Raw genomic sequence first — 15,850 nt, 5'->3', positions numbered from 1 at the left:
GAACCGTCCATTCAAGGTGAAGATAAGGGAAGATGACTCGAGTGAAAGGAGGAAATGCATGTGAGAGCTGTTACCTATCAAGGAAAAAATCGCATTGCAGTGAAGAAAGTAGATGCGCCGTCTATTCAAGATCGTGAAGATGTCATCGTTCGGATTACATCAACAGCGATTTGCGGCTCAGATTTACATTTGTATCAAGGGAATTTCCCGCTTCCTATCGGCTATGTGATTGGGCACGAGCCGATGGGAATTGTGGAGGAAGTTGGGCCGGATGTTACGGCGGTAAAAAAGGGAGATCGTGTTGTCATTCCATTTACGGTTGCATGTGGTCAATGCCAGTATTGCCATCATCACTTAGAAAGCCAATGCGACCACTCAAACCCGCATTATGATTCGGGCGGACTTTTTGGATATAGTGAGAAATTCGGGAATTATCCCGGAGGACAGGCTGAATATTTACGCGTACCCTTTGGAAACTATACCCCGTTTAAGGTACCGGATGATTGTGAGTTAGAGGATGAACAATTATTGTTCTTATCAGATGTCCTGCCAACTGCTTATTGGAGCGTGGAGCACGCAGGAGTGAAAAAAGGCGATACGGTCATCGTGTTAGGCTGTGGACCTGTTGGGTTAATGGCACAGCAATTTGCTTGGCAAAAAGGTGCAGAGCGGGTGATGGCCGTCGATTATATTGATTACCGCCTGCGGCATGCAAAACGGATGAGCGGTGTAGAAGTATTTGATTTTACAGAAGATCCCGATATGGGAGAAACATTAAAGGAGCTCACCAAGGGCGGAGCGGACGTTGTCATTGATTGTGTAGGAATGGACGGGAAGAAATCGCCGCTTGAAAAAATTGAGCAGAAGCTCAAGCTGCAAGGCGGAACGATTGGACCGATTCAAATTGCCACAAAAGCTGTTCGAAAATGTGGAACAGTTCAACTGACTGGTGTGTATGGAGGGCTGTACAATATGTTCCCATTAGGCGCTTTTTTCGCAAGAAACGTCACGCTGAAAATGGGACAGGCCCCGGCAAGAGGGTACATGACAAAGCTCTATCAAAAAGTGACAACGGGTGAAATTGATCCTAGAGCGATCATCACACATCAATTGCCATTAGATGATGCCGCACATGCTTACCAAATATTCAACGAAAAACAGGAAGATTGTATAAAGGTCATCTTAAAGCCATAAAAAAGAAGGCTTAGGAATTCTCCTAAGCCCAGCGTGAAGACAAACCCTCGCATTCGGTGTCAGTCCTGCGTGCCGGTGCTCACGAATGTCAAATTCGCTCCGCTCCAGTACTCGTCCTTCCTAGACTGCAAAGGTTTTCTATCACGCTGAAAAGAAGACAAAGGGCTAAAATAAAGATCATTTTAGCCCTTTGTCAACAATCTGAGGCTTAGGAATTCTCCTAAGCCTTTAATGTGCGCTCGTCCATCATTTTTTCGATTAATTCAAAAAATGTTTTTTTGTCGTCCTCAGATAAATGGTTGAACAGTTGATTGACAAGCAATTGGCGATTGTCGATCATTTGTTTTGCTATTTGTTCACCCGATTCAGAAAGGGTAATCCATACAGTACGGCGGTCATTGTTATTTCGAGAGCGGATAATCAGCCCTTCATCTTCTAAGTGATTGAGAGCGGTTGTTGTCGCAGAGGGAGATAATGAAACTTCCTGTAGAATATTTTTCACAGTACATGATTGATGGCGGTAGATGATGCGTAAAATAAACCCTTTGACATTCGTGACGTTTCTCGGAATGTTCTCTTCGTCTATTCGTTTCGTCGCCTTTAAATACTTTGTCAGTGCATGGTCTAACAAACTTGCCTCTAGCTTGAAATGTTGCATTCTCCATACCTCTTTTCCTATTGCATTCGCATTTTCCGATCAATTACTAGGTCTATCTTATCATAATAATCATCATCATTTAAACCAAAATGGAAGACGTCTATAAAATTACCTGTATTATCAATTAATAAAAAGAACAATTCCAAAATGAAATGATTTTACTTTCATCTATTTTTATTTTAGAATGTGAATGAGATAAAATCTGCCAATCCAATTCGCTGGAAATTGGCTATTGAAATCAAACGTTTGGAGATGAAGATATTGAATACTTTACAGGCATTGCTAAACGACAGAATGGAACGCTCTTCACAAATTGAAGCGGTAACTGGCGGAGGTGTGTCTTATACATTTGAAGAATATGCAAAACGCATTGACCAGCTCGCTCATTACTTACATCGTAAGGGGATTCGAAAAGGTGACCGCGTTTGCTTTATTTGTCAAAACCATCATCACTTTTCAACGATTATGCTGGCAGCCATCAAAGCGGGTGCAGTCGCAGTCCCACTTAGCTGGCAGCTTACTTCTTTTGAACTGGAAGGCATTTTGAAAAAAGCAGAGCCAAAGGCTTTATTTTTTGACCGAGAATTCCGTGACATCATTGCCGCTGTGAATGTGTTTTTAGAGGATTGCCTCATGGTGGAATCCGGTGTGAATGCGAAAACAACGCAGCTGTTTGAAGACCTATTGGCTTCAAACGATGGAAGTGATCTTGCTGAGGAGGTGTCAGAAGAGGATCTAGCTATGATTCTATTCACCTCCGGCACAACGGGTAACCCAAAAGGCTGTATGGTTGGACATGGACGACTCTATCAATTTTTAACAAGACATGGGAATCGAGGATTTGACCTAAAAGGAAAACGATATTTGGCGAGTCACCCTCTGTATCATATGAGCTCGATTAACCATCTCATCGCAGCTGCAATTGAAGGGTATACCCTAGTCTTTTTACATGATGCAACGCCGAAACGCATTTTAGAAACGATTGAAAAAGAAAGAATTACGTTTATGATGGCCTTCCCATCAGCTTATACGTACATGTTAGAAGAGCTGAAACGTGGTTCGTATGATCTCTCGTCCTTTGAAATTGCGATTTCTGGCGGCACGAAGGTTCCAGTACGCTTGATTAAGGACTACAAAGAAGTGGGCATTCACATGATGCATGGCTACGGAAGTACCGAAGCGTGGGTTGTCAGTGCATGGTACCCTGCAATGGGTGAAGATAAAATGGGATCTGCCGGTAAAGTCGATGCGGATGTAGAAGTAAAAATCGTTCATCCTGAGACAGATGAGACGCTGCCAGCTGGAGAAATTGGCGAAGTTGTCATGAGAAGCCCATTTTATTTCCTAGGCTACTACCATCAGCCTGACGCTACTGAGAAGGTACTCAAAGATGGCTGGTTCCATATGGGAGACGCAGGCTATCTAGATGAAGAAGGTTTTCTTTATATCACAGGCAGATACAAAGATGTCATTTTGTACGGTGGAGATAATATTTATCCTGACCAAGTGGAAGAAGTCATTGATCAAATTCCAGGAGTCATTGAATCAGCTGTCATTGGTGTACCAGACGATTTATATGGTGAAGTGCCAAGTGCATATATCGTGAAAGACGAATCCGTCGATTTTTGCGAGCAAGATGTTGTGAACTATTGCCAGGAGCGTTTGGCAGACTACAAGGTTCCGTCCATTCATTTCACGAAGGAACTGCCAAAAAACAAACTTGGTAAAATTATGAAGAAATATTTACGTGAATTGGTTGTGAATGCGTAGGACCTATTCTGCTATAATGAAATTTGAATGATTTTTTTGTTTTTCTAACGTTTTGGAGGGAAAGGGTTTGCGACAAATTCTTCGTAAGAAACAAATTCACGATTTGTTAGAACAGAGTAGGCAGCAAAAGGTAAAGAAAACGCTGGGCGGGCTTGATCTAACGCTTCTTGGTATAGGGGCTGTGATCGGCACAGGGGTCATGGTGTTAACCGGAATTACAGCAGCTAAGGATGCAGGACCGGCTGTCATTTTCTCCTTTGCGATCGCAGCGATTGTGTGCAGTTTAGCAGCACTTTGTTATGCAGAAATGGCTTCAGCGCTTCCTGTATTCGGCAGTGCATACATTTATTCATATACAACGATGGGTGAGCTTGTGGGCCATCTGATGGGATGGACCCTATTGTCTGTTTATATGCTGACTGCTTCGGCTGTGGCCAGTGGCTGGTCCAGTTATTTCAACAGCCTGCTGGAGGGGTTTGGAATCTCTATCCCCCATCAATTCCTATCAGGGCCAGAACAAGGCGGATACATGAATCTGCCAGCGATTATCATTGCTTTACTGATTGCGTGGATCTTATCTAGAGGAACGAAGGAAAGTAAAAAATTCAATAATATCATGGTGTTTGTGAAGCTTGGCATTATTGTTCTTTTCATTGTAGTAGGCGGCTTTTATGTACAGCCAGACAATTGGCAGCCGTTCATGCCGTTTGGCGCGGAAGGTGTCATTGCCGGTGCAGCCGCTGTGTTTTTTGCCTTTTTAGGATTTGATGCGATTTCGGCCTCTGCAGAAGAGGTGAAAAATCCACAGCGGAACCTGCCAATTGGTATTATTGGTTCATTACTGATTTGTACGGTCATTTACATTGTCGTTTGTTTGGTCATGACAGGTATGGTGCACTATACAAAGCTGAATGTGACAGAGGCCATGTCCTATGTGCTGCAAAGTGTGCATCAAAATAGCGTGGCTGGTATTATTTCTGTCGGTGCTGTCATTGGATTGATGGCTGTGATTTTCGCCAATAATTATGCGGCAACTCGAATTGCCTATGCGATGGGTCGAGACGGGCTCTTGCCTAAAGTGTTTTCGAAAACAAACAAGAGCGATACACCTGTTGCAAGCATATGGATGATTGGCGGAATGACAGCTGTTATTTCAGGGTTTATTGATTTGAAGAATCTGTCTAACTTAGCGAATATCGGTGCTTTATTGACGTTTGCGATGGTGAGCTTATCTGTGCTTATTTTGAGAAAGACGCATCAGCAGCTTGAAAGGGGATTCCGGGTTCCTTTTGTACCGGTTTTGCCAATCATATCAATGGGCTGCTGCTTGTTCCTCATGCTCAACTTACCGGGACGGACATGGCTTTACTTTGGGGTTTGGCTGTTAATCGGTGTCGTCATGTACGCAGCGTATTCGAACAAACACAGTGAATTAGCGAAATCTTCATGAGAAAAAGGTGCAAATCAGTTGACGATTTGTGCCTTTTTTCTTACGATTTGGGATAAGCTATAAAAGAGAAGATGGACGGAACAAGAGGAGGATGAGGGATATGATCAGCGTTAGTCCTTATATTGTAGTAGAAGATGTGAAAGAATCTCTTCAATATTATCAAGGAATTTTTGGCGGAGATATTCATATTTTAAATGAACATCAAGACCGTGTGTTACATGCTGAATTGCACCTTGGAGAATCACTGCTCCACTTTTCAGATACGTTTGGTCGCACACCAAAATCGGAGAATCTCAGATTGATTATGCAGTTTGACAATGAAGAAGAACTAAAGGCCGTATATGAAGCGCTCGAAGCTGACGGGGATGTACTGGTGGAATTACAGGATACGTTCTTTGGTGCACTTCACGGACAAGTGCAGGACCGGAAAAATGGGTTGATCTGGGTTCTGAATTATATGAAATAGATAAAGGCCTTCACAGTGGTGAAGGTTTCAGATTGTTGACAAAGGGCTAAAATGAACTTTATTTTAGCCCTTTGTCTTCTTTTCAGCGTGATAGAAAGCCCTTGAAGTCTAGGAAGGACGAGTACCGGAGCGGAGCGAATTTGACATTCGTGAGCACCGGCACGCAGACCTGACACCGAATGCGAGGGTTTGTCTACACGCTGAGGCCTTCACAGTGGTGAAGGTTTTTTTGGGAGTGTTTTTATTTTCTGAAAAATGGAAAATATGCTATGTTGGAAGAATAATAAGACATGGGGAAGGGTGGCAACGGAATGGAACAAGTTGAGTTTCAATATATCCAAACAAATGGCATAAGGCTACATACAGCAATGGCTGGCCCTGAGGATGGCCCGCTGCTTGTCCTGCTGCATGGATTTCCTGAGTTTTGGTACGGCTGGAAAAATCAAATCATTCCCTTAGCAGAGGCAGGCTATCGTGTCGTTGTTCCTGATCAAAGGGGCTACCATCTAAGTGACAAGCCAGATGGAGTCGAATCATATGTATTGGATCAGCTGAGAGATGATATCGTGGGCTTGATTAAGACGCTGAGTCCAAATCAAAAGGCCATTGTCGGCGGACATGATTGGGGCGGAGCGGTTGCTTGGCATTTGGCTTCTACACGTTCTCAATATGTAAAGAAATTAATCATTGTCAACATGCCGCATCCTCGTGTGATGATGAAGGTTCTCCCTTTTTATCCGCCACAGTGGAAGAAGAGCTCCTATATCGCTTTCTTTCAGCTTCCAAATGTACCAGAGGCAGCACTTCAAGAAAACCAATTTCAAAGGCTGGATGAAGCGATTGGGCTGACTGCTAGACCACACTTGTTCACCAAGGAGGATGTCTCAAGCTACAAGCTCGCTTGGACGCAGCCAGGAGCCATTACGTCAATGCTGAATTGGTATCGGGCCATCAAAAAAGGCGGCTTTGAAAAGCCAATTTCAAAACGGATTCTCGTACCTGTTCGCATGATCTGGGGGATGGAGGACAAGTTTCTAAGCAGAAAGCTGGCGAAGGAATCGATTAAGATTTGTCCAAATGGACAGCTGATTTTTGTCGATGATGCCTCTCATTGGATCAATCATGAAAAACCAGAGGTCGTCAACAAACTCATACTCGAATTTTTGAAATAAAGGGAAAAGCTCTGATCAAAGGACCAGAGCTTTTTTTAATTACCCGATTTGATTCTTTTTCAAAGAAGCAGGTTCGTCGTCCCAGCATTCAATATGTTCATTGTTCGGAACGGCATTTTTATAGAAAACAGGATCTTTTCCTTCTTTTTTCTGTCTCGTATAATCCTTCAATGCTGCAAAGGCGACCTTAGACAGCATGGTAATGGCAATGAGGTTGACGATGACCATCAGTCCCATGAATAGGTCGGCGAGATTCCAAACAAAAGGAACACTTGCCACAGCACCGAATAAAATCATTCCAATAACGGCAATACGGTATCCGATTAGCCATGCCTTGCTTGATTTAAGGAACTCGATGTTCGTTTCACCATAGTAATAATTCCCGATTAACGTACTAAACGCAAACAAGAAGACCATAATGGCAAGTACACCAGAAGCCCAAGGGCCAATGTGCTCACTTAAAGATGCCTGAGTGAGTTCAATACCCGTTAGTTTTGTTGTTCTATATGCATTTGAGAAAAGGACGATAAAAGCAGTACTTGTACAAATAATGAGGGTATCAATTAAGACACCAAATGCCTGAATGAGTCCTTGCTTTACAGGGTGACTGGTCACGGCCGCAGCAGCAGCATTTGGTGCACTACCCATCCCAGCTTCGTTTGAGAAGAGACCTCGTTTAATCCCTTCCATAATGACGGCACCCATCGTACCACCTGCAAATTGTTCAATACCGAATGCGTGGGTAACTATTGTGTGAACGACGCCAGGAAGCTCTGTAATATTCGTGACCATGACAAAGAGAGCAATCCCGATATAAGCTACAGCTAGGAAAACAACAATGTATTCTGCCATCTTTGCGATCGTTTTGACACCACCGAAAATGATGATGCTAAATCCAATAGCCATAATCACTCCAACAATTAAGCGGTTTGTGCCAAATGAATTTTCAAAAGCGATGGTGATGGTATTCGACTGTACAGCATTAAAGACAATACCGAAAGAAATAGTAATCAATACAGCAAATAAAATCCCCATCCATCGTTTCTTTAAGCCTTTTTCAATGTAGTAGGCCGGACCCCCACGAAAGCCTGACACATCCTTTGTTTTATAGACTTGGGCAAGTGTACTTTCAACAAAACTAGAGGCGGAACCAATAATCGCCAGAATCCACATCCAAAAAATAGCACCAGGCCCACCCATGGCAATAGCGATAGCAATCCCGGTAATGTTTCCTGTTCCAACTCGAGCTGCCATACTAATAGCGAACGCTTGAAACGGTGACACACCAGATTTTTGTTTATTTGTCCCTTCTTTAAGAACGATCACCATTTCCTTGAGCATACGAACCTGAAGGAAACGAGATCTAAATGTAAAATAAAGACCAACAAGAACTAATAGTGCAACAATAATATATGACCATAGAAAACCATTTGTTGTTGTTAATAAACCATTGATAAAGTCATTCATAACATCACCTCTTCTAATTCCATCCTATTTCTTTAAAAAATACTGAGATCCCACTCTTTGGCGAGTTTTTTCAGCATCATGACACCGGTAATACTATTTCCGCAATCATCAATGGCGGGACCGTAAATGCCGATTCCACAGCCTGTCTGAAACGGGAATTCTCTTCTTGCGCTTGGCGGAACGCAAGCCATAATTCCTCCAGACACACCACTTTTGGCTGGAACGCCTACGAAAGCAGCAAAATTACCAGACGCATTATACATGCCGCATGTCAGCATCAATGCTTTTGTTAGTCTTGCGATATCTTTTGGGATGACTTGAACTTGTTTAAAGGGATGGTAGCCATCACTTGATATAATCAGTCCAATCAAGGCGATGTCCTCTGTTGTGACTTCGATGGAACATTGCTTTAAATACACTTCTAATGTGTCCTCGACATCTGATTCTAAGTAATTGGTTTCTTTCAAATAATAAGCAAGTGCCCGGTTTCGATGGGCAGTTGCCCATTCTGATTGATAAACCTCTTCATTAACAGCAGGACGCTTACCTATTAAGTTTTCGATTAAATCGAAAATATATGCTAGCTTTTCTGTAGAAGTCTTTCCGGGAAGGATGGAGGAAACGGTAATAGCTCCAGCATTAATCATTGGATTAAAGGGCTTCCCTGGTTTATGCATCTCAAGGCGGTAGATGGAATTAAATGCATCACCAGTTGGCTCTACATCTACCCGATCCAAGACGTAAGGTACGCCCCTTCCTAAACAGGCAGCTATAAAGCTGATGACTTTTGAGATGCTTTGTAGGGTAAAGGGAACGTCCCAATCACCATATTGTACAGATGATCCATCTGGGCCTATCACACTGATACCAAGTTGAGAGGAATTCACTTTTCCGAGTGCTGGAATGTAGCCAGCATTCTGACCGTTTTTGTAATAAGGCCGTATTTCTTCTGCCCATTGATCAACAGAAGACTGGCATGCATGTTGTGTATTATTAGAAATTGCTGTTTTCATACGATTCCTCCAATCAAAATTCAAAAAGTACCCTATTGAATTGGCGGATGACAAAAAATGCGATCAAATAGGCACGAAAACATGTTACACATCTTCAAAGAACTTGTCATGCGCTGCTTGTACCACTCCTTTACACCTAAATATATGTTCAAATGAAGGCTTTGGCGGCGAAAAAACAAAAAGGGTTTTTAGTGAAAATTCAGAAAACGCTTACATATAGTTTCACTAAAATTGTTCATTCAATTTATCTTGGAAACTACACAATCTGACGTAAATCTACAGAAAAACTTACAAATAAAAATCAGTCTGTCGACAATTGTCTAAACAATTCCCATTATTGTAGACAATCCCCAAAATGCAGAATAGCTGAAAGGTCACCTTGCTGCCTCGGAGAATAGTCATAAAAAAGGATTTTGGAGATGAAAGGCGTAGTGAAAATTATTTTTTTGCACATTGTGAAGAAAAGAGTCTCCTTGTATACTGTGGCTATGCAAACAGGGGAAGGGATGTCAGTCATTTGAGTTTAAACCAGCTTGTCAAAAAAGACGCATTCATTTTAATTTTTATGGTGGTCATTGTGCCGCTTGCAGGAGAGCTGAAGTTTTATCCTGTGAACGAGACATTTCGCATCAGTTTTGGAGCACCTGCGTTTTTCTTTTGTTTATTACTCTTAAGAAAATCTAGACCACTGCTGCCGGGATTTTTAACAGGCGCAGCCATTGTACTTTTTCGAGTAGGCTTAGATCTGATTCAGCAGAATGCTGATATGGCTGCGTCGTTTTATCAGCAATTCCCAAGTTTCTTTTTCTATTTTACTTATGCTTTTCTGTTTTTTGCCGTCCGTACGGGACGTTTTAAGCAGCGCTCTATTTTCATTGGGATCATCGGTCTCATGATCGAATTACTGGCTGATTTTGTCGAGCTGTTTGTACAATTTCTAGTGTTCGATACAACGATGACCCTATCAAAGCTGAGTGATATGTTCCTCATTGCGTTTGCTCACAGCTTTGTGGTGATCAGCTTTTTTAATATGATGAGGCTGTACGAGGCACAATCAAGAGAGAAACAAATCATGAAACAAAATGAGCATATGATGATGGTCATTTCGAATTTATATGAGGAAACGGTTCACTTAAAGAAAACGTTAAACCATACAGAGCACATTACGCAAGAATCATATCGGCTTTACCGTCTACTGCATGACCACGAAGCAGGGAAGAAAGTGAGTCAGGGGCTGTTAAAGCTCGCAGGAGAAATCCATGAGGTGAAAAAGGACAATCAGCGTATTTATGCTGGGCTTTCAAAGCTGATTTCAAAGGAAAATATGCAAGACTATATGAGAGCCGAAGAGCTTGTTCACATTGTGATCCGCATCCAAGAGAAATACGCCCTATCTCTAGGGAAAAACATCTCCTTTACCTCTGATATACGTGGCATTCATTTGCATGATTATCATGTTTTCATTTTCTTATCGTTGATTAATAATTTAATGGCAAATGCAGTTGAAGCAATAGAAGATAACGGAACGATCTCACTCGTATTAAAAGGCGGTCATGATAAAATAGAGATTCGGATTGAAGATGATGGCCCGGGTATTCCTGAAAAATTGAGAGAGGTTGTATTTGATCCAGGCTACACTTCGAAATTTGATGCATTTGGTACACCGTCAACTGGGATTGGCTTATCCTATGTGAGAGAGCTGGTTCAAGAGCTTGGCGGTCAAATCCAGATCGAACAAAAAGAAACAAAAGGTACAGCATTTCAGCTTGTCCTTCCTATACAAAATTTAATACAGAAAGGGTGAGTGTATGCGATTTTTCATTGCAGATGATGATCGTGCAATACGCTCGATTTTAGGTCAAATCATTGAGGATGAGGATTTGGGAGAGGTCGTAGATGAAGCCGATGACGGAGTTGGATTAGAAGCTCATTCATTAAATCTCAAAAAAGTAGACATCCTTCTGATTGATCTTTTAATGCCTGCTAGAGATGGCATTCAAACCATTCGTCATATACACCCTGAATTCAAAGGCAAGGTCATCATGATTTCTCAAGTAGAGGCGAAAGAGATGATGGCAGAAGCCTATGAACTGGGGATTGAATATTATATTCATAAACCTGTCAATCGAATTGAGATCGTCAGTGTCATTCGAAAAGTCATGGAGCGCATCAAGCTGGAAAAATCGATTTACGATATTCAAGCTTCCCTTCGCCATGTGCTGCCATTAGAGCCCGTGATTTCTCGTGATGGGGGCTCTGGGGCGAAGCGAAGAACGATGAAAGAGGCAGGAGAATTTCTCCTATCTGAATTAGGAATTGTCGGAGAGAGCGGCTCTAAGGATCTAATAGAGATACTGATCTTCTTACATGAAACACAGACAGCCAATTCCCATGAGGTCAATTTTCCTCCACTAAAGCAGCTGTTTATCAAAACGGCTGAGAGAAAGCTGGACCATGGTGCGACTGATGTGGAAGTGATGCGGGAAGTGAAAGCGGCAGAGCAGCGAATTAGACGAGCCATTCATCATTCCTTGAATCATTTCGCTTCACTAGGATTAACAGATTTTTCGAATCCTAAGTTTGAGCACTATGCGTCGAAGTTTTTTGATTTTACCGATGTCAGCCAAAGAATGAAAGAAATGCAGAAGACATCTTCGCCCGCAGGATCGACGGGCAGAGTCAATACGAAGAAGTTCGTTCAAATCTTTTATTTCGAAGCAAAACAGCTATTCGAAGGAATGAGTTAAGAAAAATCTGTTGGAATGATTGGAGAAAATAAACAGTGGAAGGGAGCCCTTTTCTATGATCAGACGTGCTCGTCAGGTGTCTTCATTATTTATCTGATCATTCTGATTTTTCTTTTTTCTTGAAAATAAAACCCTCCTGTGCAATCGTTTGTTAAAATAGTGAGGTTAGACTAGAATGTCGGAGGTTTTATTTTGGGGAAAATTAAACGAAATGCGCTCTGCCCTTGCGGAAGCGGAAAAAAATATAAACATTGCTGTGGCCAAAAGTCAGGCGGAGAACAAACGTCTGAGCTGGTATTTAAGGAAGCTGTACAAGTTCAAAAGGATTTAATGAATTATGCTTTCTCTAAACATCAGAGAGCGATCAATCAATTCATTAATGAGTTTTCATTTCTTGCGGATATGGATAAAGAAACGCAACAAATCTCAGTCTTTCATTTGAGTGTATGGGGCATCTTCTTCCGCCCATTAACTGATAAGAAAGAAACCATCTTCCATGAATTCCTAACAAAGAAAGCAGAGGATATTACCCGTCCGAAAACAAAACAAGTGGTTCAATCTTGGACAGACATGGAACCATCATTGCTTTTATTAAATGAAAAAACGGACGAGTCTCTTTACTTTGAGAATATGGTGACAGCGGAGAAGGTTGAAGTTGATGTAAAACCGGATCAAACAGTGCTGCCAGAGAAGGGCAGTCTCGTGCTTGGTTTCCCTGTTCAGTTTGAAGACAAAGCAGAGTTTTTCATTCAATATACAATGTTTGCGAAAGAGTTTACAGATACCCTTCTTCTTCAGGTTCGCCAGCTCGTTGAAGCACACGAAGCAAATGGAGGAGCGCTCAGCACATTTATGAGAGAATCATTCCCTGAAGTGCTGAAGTGTATGTTTGCGAAGCAAGAAGTAGAAGAATCGGAAACACCTGCTCAAACAGAAGGCGGTACAGGACTATCAGCAGATCGTATGGACTGGGCAAGTGACGTTCAGCTGGAAACAGCCAAGCTGATTGAAGACGGGATGAAGGAGCACGGTGATCAAAGCCTGACAGATGGCGCTTTAACGGTTTGGAAAGCCTACTGTGATCAGAAATCACCTGTGATCCGTAAAGCAGCGTCATTTGCTGCGGGAATCGAATATTATATTCATTCGCTTGCAAGTGATGCCCCGCTTTCTCAAGCACAAGTTGCTAAAAAGTATGGCATTAGTGCGTCTACTGTATCGAGCCGTTTTAAAGATATCGAAAAAGCGGTCAAAGAAGAGCAAGAGGCGACTGTATAACGTAATGAATAAAGACGCGGCACCTCAAGGGGCCAGCGTCTTTTTTATTTCTTATTATCTAGTTTTAATAAAGCCGCTCATGTACTGCGTTGTATTATAATCGTTAAGGTCGATTTTCCACTGACCATCCCCATTACGTTTCATTTTCACTTCATATTCAGCTGGGCTGGAGACTGGAGGGAGCTTCTCGAACTCAGATGCGTACATGTTTAAGCTCTTCTTATACAATTCCTCTTTAGAACGAATCTTACCGTTGTAAAACTCATCTCTTTGCTTGTCGAGCTTGTCTTTTAAGTTAGAAGCATCAATGCCTGTTACTTGTGCGACAACCTTAGCCTCGTCATCTGAGATGGTTTTCACACTTGTTTCAACTTTGGCTTTATCCTTCATTGTGTTTTGAATGCGTTTGTACATGGAAAGAATATCACGGTCACTGACTTCATTTCCGTACATCCCTGCACTTCTTTTGAAGTCTTTCACAAACATTTCATGATATTTATTGATGACATCTGATTGATTGTCACCCGTTAATTCGGAGAATTGATCGTTCTTTTTGTCAAAGACAATAATGTCGGTATAAGCTGATAGCGCTTTTGCAGGGTTATCCAGTTTTTTCGCTGTATCGAGTATCTTTTTGCCATCAAGTTCAATTTCGATAGAATCACTGTTTTTCTTGATGCTGTCTTGGTAGACGAACTGATATTTTTTGCCTTTGTCCACTAGGAAATAAAGAGCACCTGATAGTGACTTGCCTTTGTTCAATGTACCAAGGTCAAGGCGGTCTTTACTGCCGTAGAATTTCAAATCAGATACTTTGGCATCGTCCTGATAAAGGGAGAAGTCAGAGTTATATAATGAAAGGGCTTTGTCACCTTTGTTTGTGATCGTCAGGTTGACTTTTAACACCATTTCATTGTCTCGTAGGGTAGTTGTTGAGTCTTCTGGTAACGTATATTCGTAGCTATTGACTTTTACCTCTGCTGTTTTCGTTGATTTTTGATCAGCATTGGTTGATTTTGCTGAGCTCTGGCAGGCTGCAGAGATGATCATCACGAATGAAATCATGAGGAGTGCACTTATTTTTTTAAGATTCACAGTTGATGCTCCTTTGCTTTTCTTTCGTCACTTCATTCCCGCTATCTGACTAAGAAAAAAGAAACAGATAGAATGGTATATTCGGGCGTTAAAGGGGAAAATCTCCTAATGACGATTTGCACTATTCATTCTATCGAAGTTCATTCAGGATGAGGAATAGGCTTTAGTCCCTATCTTTGATAGATTTTTACACAAATACCTATAAAAAAAGATTTTTATAAGCGGAATATACTGGTTATAAAGAATTAATTTTTCGATTTGACATAGGTTTTAGATGTTTTTTATATGAAAATCTTGAAATGAAGGTGTTGAATACTTCGGGAGCATCTAACTTGGAAGTCAATCTATATGAATCTACCATACGCACCTTCTATTTCGCAGCGTCCTCCTTTTCAGAGAGCAGGATACTTGAATTTTGAAAATGATTCATGGGAAAATAAGGATGATTAAGCAGATAAGGGAGATGAGCTTTTGAAAAAGGTAACGCTTGGACGAACTGATTTACAGGTGAATCCGATAGGGCTTGGTACGAATGCGGTAGGTGGGCATAATTTATTCCCGAATTTGAGTGAAGAAGCTGGACGGGAGCTTGTGGAAACGGCTCTTGATCAAGGTGTCAATTTCTTAGATTCTGCTTTTATTTATGGGCTGGGCCGTTCAGAAGAATTGATCGGTGAGATCATTGCCAAACGAGGTGGCAGAGAGGAGCTTGTCCTTGCGACAAAAGGAGCTCATAAAGAAGTAAACGGGCAAATTGAACTTGATAATAGCCGCGATTTCTTAAGAGAACAGGTCGAAAATAGCCTGAAGCGACTGCAAACAGATTATATTGATTTGTACTATATGCATTTCCCTGACGGCCGCACGCCGTTGGATGAAGTAGCAGGCACATTAAAGGAATTGAAGGATGAAGGGAAAATCAGGGCAATTGGTGCATCAAATCTTGATTTTGAACAGCTTCAAGTCTTTAACCGAGATGGCTACTTAGACGTACTTCAATCGGAGTATTCTCTGCTGAAACGTCAGGCGGAGCAGGATCTTCTCCCATACTGTGTCGAACATGGCATTTCCTTTATTCCTTATTTTCCGTTGGCATCAGGCTTGTTGACTGGAAAATTTACAAAGGATGCGACATTTGATGACATTCGAGCAAAGGACCCGCTTTTCCAAGGCGATGCGTTCCTTCAAAATCTCGAAAAAGTAGACAAGCTGAAGGTCATTGCACAATCAAAGAACGCAGAAACGGCACACGTAGCACTGGCCTGGCTTTTAGCGCAGGACGGCATTGATGCCATTATTCCTGGTGCAAAACGAGCAGAGCAAGTCGTGCAAAACCTAAAAACAAACGATGTTCAATTAACAAAAGAGGAAATCAACCAAATCGACCAGATCTTCTCTTAATATAAAAAAATAAGGTGCGCAGCTGCACCTTCAGGCTGTCGAGAAAATCTCGACAGCTTTATTTTTCCCTTAAAATTTACATCTCCTCATTTTATAATAGAGAAAAGCCGACTAAAGGAAGGTGTTTTTCTCATGTTCC

The 15,850-nt window shown here is 41.8% G+C and carries 13 protein-coding genes; 9 read left to right on the top strand and 4 right to left on the bottom strand.

Features of this window, described 5'->3' with window-relative positions:
- Nucleotides 1-60 precede the first annotated feature (60 nt).
- A complete protein-coding gene (locus ACSLGF_RS11515) occupies nt 61-1,194 on the top strand; it encodes a zinc-dependent alcohol dehydrogenase (protein ID WP_456005502.1) in 1,134 nt (377 codons plus the stop codon).
- Between the two features lie 220 nt (nt 1,195-1,414).
- On the opposite strand, the gene ACSLGF_RS11510 is transcribed toward ACSLGF_RS11515, so the two are convergent.
- Entirely contained in the window at nt 1,415-1,852 is a 438-nt protein-coding gene (locus ACSLGF_RS11510) for a MarR family winged helix-turn-helix transcriptional regulator (RefSeq protein WP_099726165.1), read from the bottom strand.
- 261 nt (nt 1,853-2,113) lie between these two features.
- Between ACSLGF_RS11510 and ACSLGF_RS11505 the strand changes: the two genes are divergently transcribed.
- The 4 genes from ACSLGF_RS11505 to ACSLGF_RS11490 all read left to right on the top strand — a co-directional run bounded on the left by ACSLGF_RS11505 (nt 2,114) and on the right by ACSLGF_RS11490 (nt 6,710).
- On the top strand, nt 2,114-3,622 hold the full coding sequence (locus ACSLGF_RS11505) for a class I adenylate-forming enzyme family protein (RefSeq protein WP_456005500.1): 1,509 nt from the start codon (nt 2,114-2,116) through the stop codon (nt 3,620-3,622).
- 67 nt (nt 3,623-3,689) lie between these two features.
- Nucleotides 3,690-5,072 (top strand): amino acid permease, encoded by a 1,383-nt coding sequence (locus tag ACSLGF_RS11500; RefSeq protein ID WP_456005497.1) that lies wholly within the window; start codon nt 3,690-3,692, stop codon nt 5,070-5,072.
- Between the two features lie 100 nt (nt 5,073-5,172).
- Nucleotides 5,173-5,538 carry a VOC family protein gene (locus ACSLGF_RS11495; RefSeq protein WP_099726162.1) on the top strand — a complete coding sequence of 122 codons (366 nt, stop codon included), beginning with the start codon at nt 5,173-5,175 and terminating at the stop codon, nt 5,536-5,538.
- Between the two features lie 311 nt (nt 5,539-5,849).
- Nucleotides 5,850-6,710 (top strand): alpha/beta fold hydrolase, encoded by an 861-nt coding sequence (locus ACSLGF_RS11490; protein ID WP_456005494.1) that lies wholly within the window; start codon nt 5,850-5,852, stop codon nt 6,708-6,710.
- 39 nt (nt 6,711-6,749) lie between these two features.
- On the opposite strand, the gene ACSLGF_RS11485 is transcribed toward ACSLGF_RS11490, so the two are convergent.
- Nucleotides 6,750-8,177: an alanine/glycine:cation symporter family protein gene (locus tag ACSLGF_RS11485; RefSeq protein ID WP_456005492.1), complete on the bottom strand. Its 1,428-nt coding sequence runs from the start codon at nt 8,175-8,177 to the stop codon at nt 6,750-6,752.
- Nucleotides 8,178-8,209: 32 nt separating this feature from the next.
- Nucleotides 8,210-9,190, bottom strand: a complete 981-nt coding sequence (locus tag ACSLGF_RS11480) for a glutaminase (RefSeq protein ID WP_456005489.1) — start codon at nt 9,188-9,190, stop codon at nt 8,210-8,212.
- A 517-nt stretch (nt 9,191-9,707) separates the two neighbouring features.
- Between ACSLGF_RS11480 and ACSLGF_RS11475 the strand changes: the two genes are divergently transcribed.
- The 3 genes from ACSLGF_RS11475 (at nt 9,708) to ACSLGF_RS11465 (ending at nt 13,215) form a co-directional block, all read left to right on the top strand.
- Nucleotides 9,708-10,994: an ATP-binding protein gene (locus ACSLGF_RS11475; RefSeq protein WP_456005487.1), complete on the top strand. Its 1,287-nt coding sequence runs from the start codon at nt 9,708-9,710 to the stop codon at nt 10,992-10,994.
- A gap of 4 nt (nt 10,995-10,998) precedes the next feature.
- On the top strand, nt 10,999-11,937 hold the full coding sequence (locus ACSLGF_RS11470; RefSeq protein WP_456005484.1) for a response regulator: 939 nt from the start codon (nt 10,999-11,001) through the stop codon (nt 11,935-11,937).
- A gap of 192 nt (nt 11,938-12,129) precedes the next feature.
- The gene (locus ACSLGF_RS11465; RefSeq protein WP_456005481.1) at nt 12,130-13,215 is read left to right on the top strand and encodes an SEC-C metal-binding domain-containing protein; all 1,086 of its coding nucleotides are present in this window, start codon (nt 12,130-12,132) and stop codon (nt 13,213-13,215) included.
- A 54-nt stretch (nt 13,216-13,269) separates the two neighbouring features.
- On the opposite strand, the gene ACSLGF_RS11460 is transcribed toward ACSLGF_RS11465, so the two are convergent.
- Nucleotides 13,270-14,310 carry a DUF4352 domain-containing protein gene (locus ACSLGF_RS11460; RefSeq protein WP_456005478.1) on the bottom strand — a complete coding sequence of 347 codons (1,041 nt, stop codon included), beginning with the start codon at nt 14,308-14,310 and terminating at the stop codon, nt 13,270-13,272.
- Between the two features lie 471 nt (nt 14,311-14,781).
- Between ACSLGF_RS11460 and ACSLGF_RS11455 the strand changes: the two genes are divergently transcribed.
- Nucleotides 14,782-15,711, top strand: a complete 930-nt coding sequence (locus ACSLGF_RS11455; protein ID WP_456005475.1) for an aldo/keto reductase — start codon at nt 14,782-14,784, stop codon at nt 15,709-15,711.
- The last annotated feature ends 139 nt before the right edge of the window (nt 15,712-15,850 follow it).

Source organism: Bacillus sp. A015, assembly GCF_053851875.1.
This window is presented reverse-complemented; position numbering and strand designations above follow the sequence as displayed.